The following is a 13,674-nucleotide window of genomic DNA, read 5'->3' as shown; positions in this document are numbered from 1 at the left end:
GCCTCGGGGTGGGGCGCGGGGGCGTCAGTGGGGGGTGGGGGTGGGGGTGAAGCCTCGGGGGAGTTCGAGGCGGTGGCTAGCGAGGCGGTCGGCGTCCGCCAGGAGGTCGGCCGTGGGGGCGTCGGCGACGATGCGGCCGGCGTCCAGGATGACCGAGCGGTCGCAGAGCTCCAGGGCGTACGGCAGGTCGTGGGTGACCATCAGCAGTGTCACCGGCAGGGCGCGCAGGATCCCGGCCAGCTCGCGGCGGGCCGCCGGGTCGAGGTTGGACGACGGTTCGTCGAGGACCAGGATCTCCGGGTGCATGGCGAGCACGGTGGCCACCGCCACGCGGCGCCGCTGCCCGAAGGAGAGGTGGTGCGGCGCGCGGTCCCGGTGCTCGCCCATCCCGACCGCGGCGAGGGCCTCGTCCACCCGGGCGGACAGCTCCGCCCCGCGCAGGCCCAGGTTGGCCGGCCCGAATGCCACGTCCTCGGCGACCGTGGGCAGGAAGAGCTGGTCGTCCGGATCCTGGAAGACGATGCCCACCCGGCGGCGTACCTCGGCGAGCGTGGCCCGGTCCTGGCTGACGGTCAGCCCGCCGACGCTCACGCTCCCCTCAGCCGGGGTGAGGATGCCGTTGAGGTGCAGCACCAGCGTGGTCTTCCCGGCGCCGTTGGGGCCGAGCAGCGCCACCCGGTCGCCGCGCGGCACGGTCAGGTCCACCCCGTGCAGGGCGACGTGCCCGTCCGGGTACGCGTAGCGGACACCACGAACGTCCAGGGAGAGGGCGGTCTGCACGGCACCGATCATGTCAGCACGACGGCCGTGGCGGCGATGCCGGCCGCCAGGACCGGCACGGTGGCCGCGACCAGCCACTGCCCGGCGGTCGCCGCACCCGCGCCCTGCCACACCGCCGGCATCCGCCCGGTGTAGCCGCGCGACAGCATCGCCAGGTAGACCCGCTCGCCGCGTTCGAACGCGCGCAGGAAGAGCGCGCCGACGCCGGTCGCGAAGCCGCGCAACTGCCACAGGAAGCGCGGATCGTCGCCCCGGGACATCCGCGCCACCCGCATCCGGCGGGCCTCGCCGACCAGCACGTCCAGGTAGCGCAGCATGAACGTGGCGATCTGGGTGAGGATCTGCGGGCAGCGCAGCCGGTCCAGGCCGACGATCAGGTCCCGGGTCGTGGTCGTCGCGGCGAGCAGCAGCGAGGCGAGCACGCCCAGGGTGCCCTTGGCGACGATGTTCCACGCCCCGAGCAGCCCGTCGACCGACAGGCTCAGGCCGAGCACGTCGGCCCGCTCGCCGGCGCCGAGGAACGGCAGCGCCACCGCGAACAACACGAACGGCAGCTCGATCAGCGACCGGCGCAGCAGCCAGCCGGGCCCCACCCGGGCCAGCGCCGCCACCACCGCGACCAGCAGGGCGTACGCGCCGAAGGCCCAGAACGCCTCGCGTGGGGTGCCGACCACGGCGAGGGTGAACGCCACCATCGCCGCGATCTTGACCTCGGGCGGGAGCCGGTGCACCGGTGACGCGGCGTCCCGGTACAGCACGTGCGCGTGCCCGGCGCCCATCCGGTCGCTACTCCCGGCCCGACGCCCCGACGGGGGTACGGGCGCCCCCGGCCGACTCCTCGTCCCGGGGACCGCGGCGGCGGACCAGCCAGAACGCCCCGCCGGCCACCGCGAAGGTGAGCAGCACGCCGAGGACGCCGGACAGGCCGGTGGAGAGGAACTCGTTGTCGATCCCCGCCACCCCGTAGTCGGCCAGCGGCCCGCCGACCTCGTGTTCGCGCTCCCGCTGGGCGGGGCAGTTGCCGCCGGTGATGTTGTCGTCGGCGTCGAAGGTGCAGCCCTCGCGCAGCGACGAGTCCAGCCCGTCGGGGTGGGACGAGGCGAAGTTGCTGACCACCCCGGCGAGGAGCAGGGCCACCAGCAGCCCGCCGACGACGAATCCCCAGGAACGCTTCCTCACCGGACACCTCCGACGGCCGGGACGGCGGGCGTGGACGCCGCGCGCAGCCCGCGCAGCGCGTAGACGAGATCGGGCCGTACCTTCGCGACGGTGACCACCGTGGTCGCGGTGATCAGGCCCTCGCCGATGCCGATCAGCAGGTGCACGCCGGCCATCGTGCCGGCCAGACCGCCCAGGTTGCCGCCGAGGTCGGTGGTGCCGCCGAGCTGGTACTGGAGCACGAAGCCCATCGACGCGACCACCACGCTGACCAGCGCGGAGACGAAGGCGGTCACGCCCAGGCCGGCCGGGGTGCGCGGCAGCACCCGGAGCAGCAGCGCGATCAGCAGGTACGCTGCGGCGGTGCCGAGCACGGCCATGTTGGTGATGTTGAGCCCGAGCATGGCCACGCCGCCGTCGCCGAAGACGAGCGCCTGCACGACCAGCACCACGGCCACGCAGAGTGCGCCGACCCACGGTCCCACCAGCATCGCGGCGAGCGCCCCGCCGAGCAGGTGACCGCTGACGCCGGCGGTGAAGATCGGGAAGTTGAGCATCTGCACGGCGAAGATGAAGGCCGCGACGAGCCCGGCCATCGGGGCCAACCGGTCGTCCAGGTCACGCCTGCCGCGCAGGACGCAGAACGTCATCGCGAGCAGCGCCACCGCCGCGAACACCGCCGCGACGGGACCGTCGACGATCCCGTTCGAGATGTGCATCGCCAGGTTCTCCACGCGGCCTCCCACGCGTCGCCCGGCCAGGCCTGGCCGTTGACGTCAGCCTATTTCCCGAGCTTGGCTGTTGCCAAGAGTTGGCAACTGGCGTACGCCCGATTGCGTGTCCGCCGCCCGACCCGACATGCCGGCCGGGGCGGCGTCCCGGCCGGCTCGTTGCGCCGTCCCGGAGGCGGCCGGGACGCGCTCCCGTCGGGGTCGGCGTGCCGTCCGGGGACGGCCGGGGCCGGCGGTAGGGTCGTGCCATGACCGCGCCCGACCGCCTCTCCCCCGGTGACCCCGCGCCCGAGTTCAGCCTTCCCACCGACACCGGCGAGACGCTCTCGCTTACCGACCTGCGCGGCCGCAAGGTCGTGCTGTACGCCTACCCGGCGGCCATGACGCCCGGCTGCACCAAGCAGGCCTGCGACTTCCGCGACTCGCTCGCCTCGCTCCAGGCCGCCGGCTACGAGGTCGTCGGGATCTCGCCCGACAAGCCGGAGAAGCTGGCGAAGTTCCGCGAGCGCGACGCCATCACCTTCCCGCTGGTCGCCGACACCGACAGGTCCGTGCTGACCGCCTACGGCGCGTACGGCGAGAAGCAGTCGTACGGCAGGACGGTGACCGGCGTGATCCGCTCGACCTTCGTCATCGACGCGGACGGCAAGATCGAGCGCGCGCTCTACAACGTGAAGGCCACCGGCCACGTCGCCAAGCTGCGCCGGGACCTCGGGCTGGACTGAGGTCGCCGCCCGCGCCGGGACCGAGCCCACCACCGGATCGGCGCGACACTCTAGACTCAGCGGGTCGGCGGGAGTGGCGTAACGGCAGCCGCGGTAGGTTTAGGTCCTATTGTCCGAAAGGACGTGGGGGTTCGAATCCCCCCTCCCGCACCGAACGCCCTGTCGCGCGCGTCACGATCGCGGGTCGGCGCGGGGCCCGCGCGGTCAGGATTACCGGGTGAGCCTGCGCTTCGTCCTCGATCCCGAGCTGACCCCCGAGTTGCGGGAACGGATCGTCGCCCTCTGGGTCGACGTCACCAACGCCGGCGGGGCGGTCGGCTTCGTGCCGCCGGTCACCGTCGCCGACGTACGGCACACGGCGGATCCCACCTTCGCCGGCATCGCGGAGGGCCCGGACCGCCTCCTCGTGGGGTACTCGGGTGAGCGGCCCGTCGCCGCGCTGATCTTCTGCGACAACCGGTTCGACCTGAAGGCGCACTGGTGCGTGCTGAAGCGGGTGATGGTCCACCCGGACACCCAGGGCAACGGGTACGGCGCCGCGCTGATGCGCGAGGCCGAGCGCCTCGGCCGCGGGATGGGATGGGAGGCGCTGCACGTGACCGTCCGGGACGGGCTGGGACTGGACCGGTTCTACCGGGGGCTCGGTTACCGGGAGATCGGGCGGCTGCCCGGCGCGCTGCGGGTCGCCCCCGGCGACGACCGCGACGAGATCCTCATGTGGCTGGACCTGACCGCCCCGCCGGCACCCGGGCGCTGAGCCGGGCCCGCCCTCAGCCCCCGCAGGCGCGCGGCGACGTGGACGCGAGCGCGGAAGGCTCGACCGCCGCGTCCGCCACCGGCCGGCCGGGGGACTGCACCGCCGACGGGGTCGCCGGGGCCGTGGCGGTCGGATCGGGCCGGGCCGAGGGGGGCCGCGTGGGCGACGGTGGGCGGGTCGCGGCGGCGCCACCCCGGCCGTACATCCGGACCGTGCCGCGTTGAACCTGCCCCGGCGCCATCCGGACGCCGGTGGCGGTGACCCGGTGACCCCGGGTGTCGGTGACCCGGATCTCGTACGGGCCGGGCCCGGCGCCGGACGGGACGAGCCAGTAGTTGTAGTCCTCCCGCGCCGCCGAGCGCCAGCCACCGGCGCCTACCGGCCGCACCTCGACGGCGCGCAGCGGGTTGCCGTGGCCGGCGACCAGGACGGCGAACCACCACCGCGACGAGCCCTCCTTCATCCGGAAGGTGAGCGGGCCGGTCAGCGGCGGGTCGACCACCGCGCGGTAGCTGACCCGCACGACCCCCTCCGCGGGGTTGGCGATCCGGGCGAACGCCTCCCGGGAGAGGTCGAGGTGCCCGTCGGCGCACTCCGGGCACTGGTCCATGACGAGTACGCGCACGGTGCCCTGCGGGCCGGTCACGTCGAGGTAGCCGCCGCAGGCCGCGCCAGCCGCGTACGCGTCAGGGCCCAACGCGACGTAGAGCCGGTTCGCGGGCGCGGCCGGGTAGGAGCAGTTCCCGCCGGCGCCCTCCGAGTCGTAGAAGGTGGCCTGTCCCTTGTGGACGACGCCGGCGGCGGGCGGCGCGGCGAGGGCCGGCGGCGCGGCGCAGGCGGGGGTGGGCCCGGAGCGCAGGGCCAGGCTGAGGCCGAGCACCGCCGCGAGCACCGCGACACCGCCGACGGCGAGCCGGCGGGGAGCCCGGGAGCGTGGCGCGCGGCGGCGCCCGGGGGCGCGCAGGTCTGCCGTGGGAGCGGTACCGTCGGTCACGCCGGTCGATGCTGCCGTACCGCCGCCGGGGCGGACAAGTCCGCCGGGCCGCCGCGCCGCGCCGAGGGCCGCCACGCGCGAGGGTCCGCCCGCCGGCGCGCGAAGCGAGCCGGCGGGCCGCCGGTCAGTCCTCCACCACCAGTTCGTCGCCGAGCGCGACGCTGCCCGGGGCCGCGGGAACGAGGTGGAGTCCGAACAGGAGCTTCTGCCGGACCTTGCGGTGCCGGGCGAGGGTGCGCAACGGCTCCTTCCCGCGTACCCCCGTCTCCTGGTCGGTGGTGGTGACCACGCAGCGGTCGCACGGCCCGGCGGCGCGGAAGCGGGCGGCGCCGATGCGCAGCCGGCGGCCGACCCAGTCGTCCTCGGCCCAGGCCGGCGCGCCCTCCACCACCAGGTTGGGGCGGAACCGCGCCATCGGCACGGGCTCCTCGCCGGCCTCGGCGAGCCACCCGTTGAGCGCGTCGAGCGAGGCGGCGGTGGCCAGCAGCAGCGGGTAGGCGTCGGCGAAGCTGACCTGCTCACCGGTGTCGTGCTCCCGGTCGCCCGGCGGGATGTGCCGGGTCGGTCGGGCGAGCCAGACCAGCCGGACGGCGCGGCCCAGCAGCGCGCCGATCCAGGCGTCGGCCGCCGGACCGGCGGGGAGCGCGGGGACGGGCAACTTGCGGTTGCGGAAGGTCCGCACCGCGACGGGTTCGCCGCCGACCGGCTCGGGCACGGCCAGGTCGTCGTGCCCCTCGGCGCGCAGCAGCAGGCCACCGTCGTGGGGCGTGGCGTGCAGGCCGACCAGGCGGGTCGTCTCCCGCTGGGTGACGCCGACGCCGTCCGCGTCGACGATCATCCAGCGCCGGTCGCCGGCCAGGCCCCACGGCTCGACGCCCGCGACGTCGTGGTCGAGCCGGCGACAACCCTTGACGGGGTACGTGTGGATGGCGCTCAACCGCATCCGCCCACCCTGCCACGGCCCGCGCGCGACCGTCGCCCCGCCTGCTCCCGTGCCGGCGTCGTCGCGTGGGACGCCCGTTCAGCGTGCCCCGGCTGGTCGAGGGCCTCCGGCACCTCGCGCCGACCCGGCCCGCACGACCGCGATCACCAGGCGACGCCGATGCCGTCGCCCGGGTACCAGTGGTTGGCGGGGGTCTCCCGGTAGGCGAGGAACCGCCGGCCGGTGCGCTCGGCGTGCTCGGCGAGGACGTTGGTAGCGGTGACGTTGTCGGTGAGCAGGATCGCGCCCGGCGCCAACTTGGTCTCGACGGCCTCGAACTCGCGCTTCTCGTGGGCCCGGCTGTGGTCGCTGTCGTGCAGGAAGAGGTCGACCGGCCGGTCCAGCGCGGCGATGGAGGCGATCGAGTCCCCGATCACCAGGTCGACCACCTCCGACCAGGGCGCGGTGCGGGCGAGGTAGCCGGCCTCCGGGTTGATGTCCAGCGAGGTGACCCGGCCGGGCTGCCCGTCGGCGGCGTTGCGCAACAGCGCGGCGGCGAGCACGCAACTGCCGAGCCCCTTGTCGACGCCGGTCTCGACCACGTGCGTCGGCTTCGTGGCGCGCACGATGGCGTACCACCCGATGCGGCGGGCGTAGCGGACCTGCCGGTCGGCCAGGCCCCGGCGGGCGGCGCCGGCGGTGGCGGACTCGATGTGCCGGCGCAGCGCGTCGTCCGACTCGATCTCGGCGAAGTACGCGCGTACCTGCTTGACGGGCACGTCGCAGACCACGCTGACGAACCAGGCGAGGTGGTGCCGGCTCAGCTTGGTCAGCTCGTACGTGTAGTTGTGGTGCTCCCGCGAGGTGACCAGCCAGCGGGCCGAGGTGCGCAGCACCTTGGCGTCGTGGCGGACGACGCGGGCCAGGCGCTTGGGGAAGGCCGCGACGGGGGCGAGGGGGGTGCGGGCGATGGCCCGTCGGAGCTTCGTTGCGTCCACGCAAGGGTTCTACCAGCCGCAGGCGGTCAGGTGTAGTGGAAGCTGGCGCCGGCGCCGGTGAAGTGGGCGAGCGGAAGGCGGGGCGGGATGCGCCCGAGCGGGAGCGCCTCGAACCAGAGGCACTCCCGCTCGGGAGGTTCACCATCACAGACGCCCAGCGATCGGTTCAGCGGGTCACATCACCCAGGCCGTCCGAACTCGTACGTCCGCTCGGAGGAGACAGGTATCAGCGATCACTTCAGTGGAGTGCGGATCTCCGCCCGAAGTTCAGCCAGGCCCTCGTCGCCACCCTTCGCCTCGGCCCAGGCAATGATCTTCAGGACGTCGGGCAGGGGCAGGCCGAACTCCTCTCGCGCCGCGCGTCCCGCCTGGATGTACCGGCCTTCGCCGTGATCTCTGATGGCACGCGCCACGTCGCCGATGTCGCCGCCCTCGTTCACGATCCGGCGAAGGAACGGATGCCACTCGTCCCATACGATCACTTATGGCCTCCCGAAGGTGATCCGCACCGGCTTGTCCGGAAGAACCTCCTGATCGACGTGGAGAATCTTCGTGTAGCCGTGCTCACGCGCCATCTTTCCGGTCCAGGTCGCCCATGCCGCCTCTGTAGGAGTCTTTCCGGCGGCAAGCGCGGCGGCGAAGGAATCCTTGTTGGAGTCCACGAGGTTACCTTCAACCGTCTTCACGCGGCTCCCGAACAGCGACATGATCCGAATGAAGATGTCTCTGCCTCGGACGGGGGACCCCTCTGTGACCTCGACCAGCATCCAGAGACCGCCCTTGTCGTCGAGATAGGCGTCGAACAGGCTCCTGCTCTCCGGATGCCGCCACTCGTATTCGGCCTCCCGTACCGTTTCGACGCCACACCCTGGCGCGGATTGCGGTGCCGCCAGAGAGATCTGCCGTGCGTCGTGAACGACCGACGGGGCAGGGGCGGTGGCCGTGGAGGCACCGACTGGGGCGAGAAGCGCGACACCTGCGAGGGTGACGGCACTGCCACGCCACAGGCAGGAGGTGACCTCCACCATCTTCAGCCGGATGGCGTTCACCGCCTTCAGCTCCGCCTGCGCCTTCTTGGCGTTCTGGTTGGCGATGTAGAGAGCACGGGCGCTCTGGAAGCCAGCGCTGATGAGCTTCGCGGCACCGAGGAACACCAGGGTTTCGAGCGCTGTCTGGCCGAGTTTGAGCAGGGTCTGCGCGAGGGTCTGATCCCCGTTGATCAGCTTGTAGACGTTGAGCCCGACCTCGCCGACGGTGAGCAGAGTCCCCGCGACGGCTCCGCAGACGACGGTGGCGACGCAGAGCACGATGGCGAGCGCCCCGACCGGAGCGAGAGTGGCGACGAGCCCCTTCACCAACTCGACGAAGAAGATCAGCGGCTGCATCCCCTTGAACTCGGGGTCGAGGGTGGAGTGGATGCAGTTCTGGTAGAGCTGGCTGCCCTGGGGATAGATGTCGCACAGGGCGGCGTTGGTGTAGGCCCGGTTGGCCAGCTCCGCCGGGTCGGGAACGACGTTGGCGACGCAGTTGCGGTACCACTCGTGCTGCGTGCCGCTCAGAATCCTCTCGAGCTCGACGATGGGATCGGCCGCATACTCCGTGTGGCACTTCGCGATCTCGAGGCCCTGGGCGTGGGAGTACGTGTCGTACGCCTGCTTGGCGGCGGCGACGGCGGCGTTGGCGTCCTCCCCGGCGGCCCTGGCCGAGTCGTACGCACGCTTGGCGGCGGCGTTGGCCTCGGCAGCAGCCTTGATCGCCTTCTTGTGCGAGGCGACCGCCCAGGCGGCGGACCGGATGGCGCTGCGGGCCGAGGCGTTGGCCCGGGTGGACGCGTCCTTGGCGGTCGCGACAGCGGCTGCGGCCTTCTGCACCGACTGAGCGGCCTGGCTCGCGTAGCCCCTCGCCTTGTTCGCGTAACCCTCCGCCTTGTCCGCCGAGAGAAGCGCGTCCCGGGCGTGCTGCTCGGCCAGAGCGGCGTCGTTACGCGCCCGTGCCGCGACGGCCTGCGCCTCGAACGAGTTCGTCACGGCGGTCTCTGCGACCTCGTTGATCCGCTCGAGGAGGCTGCCGACGACCGTGAGGTGAATGGCGTTGTCGTAGTCCCGCTCGGCGGCGATGTACCGGCCGCTCTCGAGGAATTCCCGCAGGCCGGGCGCGGGCCCGTCCAGAGCGATCTGGGCTGCGGCCTTGAGCTCCGGTCCACTGGCCGGGTCGGCGATGACCTGGTTGACCCGCACACGCTCACCGATGGCGGCAGCCGTGTACTGGCCGGTGTCCAGGAAGTCGCGCAGAGCCTGCAGGGTGTCGGCGTCCAGCGCCTCCTGTGCCTTCTGCTCGAGCACGACATCACCAGCGGTGCGGGCGGCAGCGAGGATCTGGTTGACCTTCAGCCGATCCTGCGTGTAGCGCCCCGGGTAGTTCTGGGTGCGCAGGAACTGCGCGACCACCGCGTCGCTGCCGGCCAGCGCGGCCAGCGCCGCGTCCCGCAGTGCGGTGTTCTCGGTGATCGCCAGGTCCATGACCGCCTGGCGGTTGTCCCGGGCCTCGGTGGCGGCGAGCCCCGTCCGGACGAACGCGACCGCCTGCTCATCGCTGCCTGCCAGGGCCGCCATGGCAGCCTGCTGCGTCCAGGCACCCCGCGACGACGTGAGGTTCAGCGCAACCTGGCGGCTGGCGGCGACGGCCCTGGCCGGCGCAGTGGCGGGGTTCTGGACCTCGGCGATCAGGCTCCTGGTCTCCGCATCCCGCTTCGCCGCCTGCTCGACGTCCCAGTCGCCCGCGCGCTGCTGGGACTCGTACTCGGTGTTCGCCGCCTGCGCGGCCTCCAGCCCCTGGTCCCGGGAGACCGCCAGCCGCTCCACGTCGGCCTCGCGGGCCGCCTCGTAGACCGCCGCCGCCTGCACGCCGGCGTTCACCGCGTCCGTGGCAGCCTGCGTCGCCGCGTTGGCGTACTCGGTGGCGCGCTTCGCCGCCTCTGCCGCCTCTCCGGCATGGTCGGCCGCGAAGATCGCGGCCTGCGCCGCAGCCCGGGCGTTCACCGCCGCGCGCTTCGCGGCGTCGCGGGCCGCGTAGGCGGCATTGATCGCCACCTGGAGGTACTTCTCCGCGGCGGCTGCCGCCCTGGTGGCCCGGTCGGCGTTGGCCCGGGCCTGGTTGGCTGCGGCCACCGCCTCCCGGGCGTCCGCGCCGGCGCTGTTGGCGTGCCTGGCGGCGTCGTCGTTCGCGGCCGCGGCCGACCTCGCGTGGGCGGCGGCCGATTTTGCCGCTGCCACGGCGTCCCGGCCCGCCTCGATCGCCTTACCGGCCGCGTCGGCCTTCTTGGCGAATTCCTCCGCGTCCCGGGCCGCCGCGTTGGCCTGCTCCGCCTTCGCGCGGGCGTCCGCCGCCTTCGTCCTGTCCGTCGCCGCGTCGGCGGCTGCCTTGTATGCCTTGGTCGCCGCCTGACCGGCCTTCGAGGCCGCGGACGCCGCTCGCGCGGCGGCGGTCGAGGCGGCCCGTGCCGCACGGCTCGCGGCGGCGGCCGCCTGCACGGCGACCTTCGCCGCCTGCGCCGCCTTCTGCGCCGCGACTGCGGCTCGCCTGGCCTGTGCGGCAGCCTCCTTCATGTTCGACCTCGCGGCCTCGGTGGCCCGCGCAGCGTCCGCTGCGGCCCGCCGGGCGGCATCGGACGCGGCCTTCGCCCGGTCCGCCTCCTGCGTGGCGTGCTTCGTCTCCCGGGCGGCCACCTCGCCCGCGGCCTGCGCCTGGGCCAGCAGACCGGTAAGGGTGGCGACCTCCTCGTCCTGGGCCGCCGCCACCGACCAGCCGTACGCCAGGAAGGTCTCGAGCGCCTCCGGCGTCCCGGCGTCGAGCGCCTTCTGCCCGGCCGCGCGGACCTGCGGTCCTCCCGTGGCCATCGCCTGGTTGATCCGCAGCCGCTGATCGGTCTGCCACTGCAACTGCCAGCCGGAGTCGAGGAACGCCCGCATCACCGCCGGGTTCTCGGAGTCGAGGGCCTGCTGCGCCGCCTCGCGGACCTGATCGCCCCCGACAGCCATCACCTGGTTGACCGACAGCCGAGTGTCGATGTCGGAAGGCCCCTGCCAGCCATGCGAGAGGAACGCCGAGACCGCCTCCAGGTCGCCGGCGTCGGCGGCGTCCAGTGCCTGTTTGGCGGCGGCCCGCACGGAGGGCCCGCCTTCGCCGACCACGCCGGCCACCGCGTCGAGTTCGTCGAATCGCTGGGCCTTCTCCAGACCACCGTTGAGGAACTCACTGACCTGCGCGTCGGTGCCGAGCAGCGCGATCTCGGCCGCCGCCCGGACCTGCATTCCCCCCGACTTCCAGGCGTTGACGACCAGCGCGCGGTCCGGGGGGACCGCCGGGTCCTCGGCCCGAGCGGGCGTGGCTCGCAGGAAGCCGGTGAGCAGTGCCAGCACCATGAGCGCTGCGACGAGCGCTCGGCGTCGGACCGCGCCCGGAAGAGGAGGTTTGGATAGGAAAACACCAGGTGACGTACTCACGGTCACTCCGATCCCCGTTGGATGATGCGCAGGACTGGCCCGTGCCGCAGTGGGACGAGCCGAGGAGCACCTCGACGGTTCGGACCGTCGAGGTGCTCGTGTTCAAGGAAGACGCGACCGGCTGACGTCAGCCGGTCACCGTGAGCCGAAGGAGCATCGTGGGCGAAGCGGTCGGGTCGGCGCCCAGACCCACCTGGGTGCTGCCGTCCGGGTCCACGTCGACGGTGATCTCCTCGCCCTCGTCGCTCTCGAGCTCGGCGGTCACCTCGTGGCCCGTGCCCGTGCGCTGACCGTCACCGCGGATCTCGTACACCCCGGGAACCTCGAGCTCGAGCCACCCGGACGGAGAAGTCACCTTGAAACAGACGCGTCCGATGCCGTCGGCGCCGATCTGCTCGTCGGTGGTCCGGACCTTCAACAGGCCGATGTCGCCGACCGGCGGCGTGGCGCAGTCGACCAGGAGGATGTGCCCGTCGCCACGGATCAACTTGACGTTCTGCGTCGCGAGGATCTCGGCGGCGTTCGGGTACTTGAAGTCCTCGACGATCGATCCGCCGTTGGTCTCGGTCGGTACGTCGGTGGGATCCGCCGCGAGGGCGCCTCCCACCCCGACCGCACCGCCCGCGAGGACCACGACTGCCGTCGCGGCGCCGATCAGCACGCCTCTCGACCGGATGGACAGTTTCATGCATGCGCTCCTGTCTGGAAGTGGAGTGCCCGAAACCATCCAGTCGCCCGAAATAGCCACACCCGACAGCCCTGACCGTCGGTGCCCCCGTCGGCCAACGAGACGATCGCGAAGCGCCGTAACCGTAGAGTCACCCGACCCCCGACCGCAGCCCCAGCAGACAATAAGGACAATGAGCGTCAATGCCGGGTGCCTCATCAGTGCTGTCGGGACCCGTCGTCGCGCTGATCGTGAGCCAATCCGCTGCCATACCCGCGCTCGGATTCACAGGACGAGGTGGACGGGTCGGCACGGACGGGGGCCGTCACCAGCCGGAGGAGGGTACCCGGGCGAACGGACGGATCAGTAGCATCGCCGGCATGCCAACCCCACAGTCCGTCGAGCCGGAGCCGACAACCGCCAGCCCCGAGCCCCAGGAGCTGCGGACGGCGGGAAAGCCCCGTCGCCGCTGGCGGCGGATCGTCCTGGTGAGCGTGCTGGTGGTCGCGTTGCTCGGGGTGGGCGGCGTGGTGGCCGGCGGGCTCTACCTGCGCTCCGTTGAGTCGGACATCGAGCGGGTCGACGCCTTCACCGGCGTGCCGGAGGAGTCCCGCCCGCAGGCGGTGACCAAGGGCGCGATGAACATCCTGATCCTGGGCAGCGACACCCGGGACCCGGAGAGCACGTCGGGGTCACGTACCGACACGATTATCCTGGCCCACCTGCCGAAGGACCGGTCGAGCGCGCAGCTCATCTCGATCCCACGGGACACCTGGGTCCCCGTGCCCCGGTCCCGGGACGGCGGCCACGGCGGCCGGGACGCCAAGGTCAACGCGGCCTACGCGTGGGGCGGCGTGCCGCTGATGGTGCAGACCGTAGAGAAGTTCACCGGGGTCCGCGTCGACCATGTGGCGATGGTCGACTTCGCCGGATTCAAGGAGATCATCGACGCGCTGGGTGGGGTCCGGATCACCTCGGAGAAGACCTTCACCTCGATCCACCCGCCGTTCCGGACCTTCGCGCAGGGCCCGCAGGAGATGGACGGCGAGGCCGCGCTCGACTACGCCCGTCAGCGAAAGCAGTTCGCGGACGGGGACTTCGCCCGGATCCGCCACCAGCAGCAGGTGATCAAGGCGATCCTGGACAAGGTCTCGTCGGGCGGCGTCCTGACCAACCCGGGGAAGTTGAACTCCTTCCTCCAGGCCACCTCGGACTCCGTCTCGGTGGACAAGGACCTGTCCCTGTTGGACATGGCCACCGAGCTGCGCGGCCTGCGCAGCGGGAACCTGTTCTTCCTGACCAGCCCGACGAAGGGCACCGGGCGGGTCGGCACCGAGAGCGTCGTCTTCGCCGACGCGAATCGGGTGAAGTCGTTCTACGACTCGGTCCGCCGGGACGCGGTTAAGGAGATCATCAGCGGGGGCAAGCGATAGTGGGCGG

13 protein-coding genes and 1 tRNA gene are annotated in these 13,674 nt (G+C 72.7%); 4 read left to right on the top strand and 10 right to left on the bottom strand.

Annotated elements, in window-relative coordinates:
* Positions 1-24 precede the first annotated feature (24 nt).
* Genes ABZ573_RS05860 through ABZ573_RS05845 form a run of 4 tightly spaced genes read right to left on the bottom strand, consistent with a single transcriptional unit; the run spans position 25 to position 2,672 of the window.
* Entirely contained in the window at positions 25-792 is a 768-nt protein-coding gene (locus ABZ573_RS05860; RefSeq protein WP_358115923.1) for an ABC transporter ATP-binding protein, read from the bottom strand.
* On the bottom strand, positions 789-1,559 hold the full coding sequence (gene cbiQ / locus ABZ573_RS05855) for a cobalt ECF transporter T component CbiQ (protein WP_358115920.1): 771 nt from the start codon (positions 1,557-1,559) through the stop codon (positions 789-791). The genes ABZ573_RS05860 and cbiQ overlap by 4 nt, the downstream gene beginning before the upstream one ends.
* Positions 1,560-1,566: 7 nt before the next feature.
* A complete protein-coding gene (locus tag ABZ573_RS05850) occupies positions 1,567-1,959 on the bottom strand; it encodes a PDGLE domain-containing protein (protein WP_358115917.1) in 393 nt (130 codons plus the stop codon).
* Entirely contained in the window at positions 1,956-2,672 is a 717-nt protein-coding gene (locus tag ABZ573_RS05845) for an energy-coupling factor ABC transporter permease (RefSeq protein WP_151456738.1), read from the bottom strand. Before ABZ573_RS05845 ends, ABZ573_RS05850 begins: the two co-directional genes overlap by 4 nt.
* Positions 2,673-2,917: 245 nt before the next feature.
* Between ABZ573_RS05845 and bcp the strand changes: the two genes are divergently transcribed.
* The 3 genes from bcp (at position 2,918) to ABZ573_RS05830 (ending at position 4,151) form a co-directional block, all read left to right on the top strand.
* Positions 2,918-3,394, top strand: coding sequence for a thioredoxin-dependent thiol peroxidase (gene bcp / locus ABZ573_RS05840; RefSeq protein ID WP_151456739.1), 477 nt, complete (start codon positions 2,918-2,920; stop codon positions 3,392-3,394).
* Positions 3,395-3,461: 67 nt separating this feature from the next.
* Positions 3,462-3,544: transfer RNA gene (locus ABZ573_RS05835), tRNA-Leu, on the top strand.
* A gap of 67 nt (positions 3,545-3,611) precedes the next feature.
* On the top strand, positions 3,612-4,151 hold the full coding sequence (locus ABZ573_RS05830) for a GNAT family N-acetyltransferase (RefSeq protein WP_151456740.1): 540 nt from the start codon (positions 3,612-3,614) through the stop codon (positions 4,149-4,151).
* Between the two features lie 13 nt (positions 4,152-4,164).
* Here ABZ573_RS05830 and ABZ573_RS05825 read toward each other — a convergent pair whose 3' ends face one another.
* The 6 genes from ABZ573_RS05825 to ABZ573_RS05800 form a co-directional block, all read right to left on the bottom strand.
* Positions 4,165-5,145 (bottom strand): expansin EXLX1 family cellulose-binding protein, encoded by a 981-nt coding sequence (locus tag ABZ573_RS05825; protein WP_358115913.1) that lies wholly within the window; start codon positions 5,143-5,145, stop codon positions 4,165-4,167.
* Positions 5,146-5,269: 124 nt separating this feature from the next.
* On the bottom strand, positions 5,270-6,088 hold the full coding sequence (locus ABZ573_RS05820; RefSeq protein ID WP_358115910.1) for an MOSC N-terminal beta barrel domain-containing protein: 819 nt from the start codon (positions 6,086-6,088) through the stop codon (positions 5,270-5,272).
* 143 nt (positions 6,089-6,231) lie between these two features.
* Entirely contained in the window at positions 6,232-7,065 is an 834-nt protein-coding gene (locus tag ABZ573_RS05815) for a class I SAM-dependent methyltransferase (RefSeq protein ID WP_327030655.1), read from the bottom strand.
* Positions 7,066-7,298: 233 nt separating this feature from the next.
* On the bottom strand, positions 7,299-7,547 hold the full coding sequence (locus tag ABZ573_RS05810; protein ID WP_151454407.1) for a hypothetical protein: 249 nt from the start codon (positions 7,545-7,547) through the stop codon (positions 7,299-7,301).
* Positions 7,548-11,486: an ALF repeat-containing protein gene (locus tag ABZ573_RS05805; RefSeq protein WP_358115906.1), complete on the bottom strand. Its 3,939-nt coding sequence runs from the start codon at positions 11,484-11,486 to the stop codon at positions 7,548-7,550.
* Positions 11,487-11,694: 208 nt separating this feature from the next.
* The gene (locus ABZ573_RS05800; RefSeq protein WP_151454405.1) at positions 11,695-12,255 is read right to left on the bottom strand and encodes a hypothetical protein; all 561 of its coding nucleotides are present in this window, start codon (positions 12,253-12,255) and stop codon (positions 11,695-11,697) included.
* A 359-nt stretch (positions 12,256-12,614) separates the two neighbouring features.
* Here ABZ573_RS05800 and ABZ573_RS05795 point away from each other — a divergent pair, with 359 nt between their 5' ends.
* Entirely contained in the window at positions 12,615-13,667 is a 1,053-nt protein-coding gene (locus ABZ573_RS05795; RefSeq protein WP_151454404.1) for an LCP family protein, read from the top strand.
* Positions 13,668-13,674: the final 7 nt, after the last annotated feature.

Source organism: Micromonospora sp. NPDC007220, assembly GCF_040634035.1.
Classification (GTDB): domain Bacteria; phylum Actinomycetota; class Actinomycetes; order Mycobacteriales; family Micromonosporaceae; genus Micromonospora; species Micromonospora reichwaldensis.
This window is presented reverse-complemented; position numbering and strand designations above follow the sequence as displayed.

What these genes read in the sequence shown, in the direction of transcription:
- ABZ573_RS05860 (WP_358115923.1), bottom strand. Translation starts at nt 792, where the DNA reads ATGATCGGTGCCGTGCAGACCGCCCTCTCCCTGGACGTTCGTGGTGTC.
- cbiQ (WP_358115920.1), bottom strand. Translation starts at nt 1,559, where the DNA reads ATGGGCGCCGGGCACGCGCACGTGCTGTACCGGGACGCCGCGTCACCG.
- bcp (WP_151456739.1), top strand. Translation starts at nt 2,918, where the DNA reads ATGACCGCGCCCGACCGCCTCTCCCCCGGTGACCCCGCGCCCGAGTTC.
- ABZ573_RS05820 (WP_358115910.1), bottom strand. Translation starts at nt 6,088, where the DNA reads ATGCGGTTGAGCGCCATCCACACGTACCCCGTCAAGGGTTGTCGCCGG.
- ABZ573_RS05805 (WP_358115906.1), bottom strand. Translation starts at nt 11,486, where the DNA reads ATGGTGCTGGCACTGCTCACCGGCTTCCTGCGAGCCACGCCCGCTCGG.
- ABZ573_RS05800 (WP_151454405.1), bottom strand. Translation starts at nt 12,255, where the DNA reads ATGAAACTGTCCATCCGGTCGAGAGGCGTGCTGATCGGCGCCGCGACG.
- ABZ573_RS05795 (WP_151454404.1), top strand. Translation starts at nt 12,615, where the DNA reads ATGCCAACCCCACAGTCCGTCGAGCCGGAGCCGACAACCGCCAGCCCC.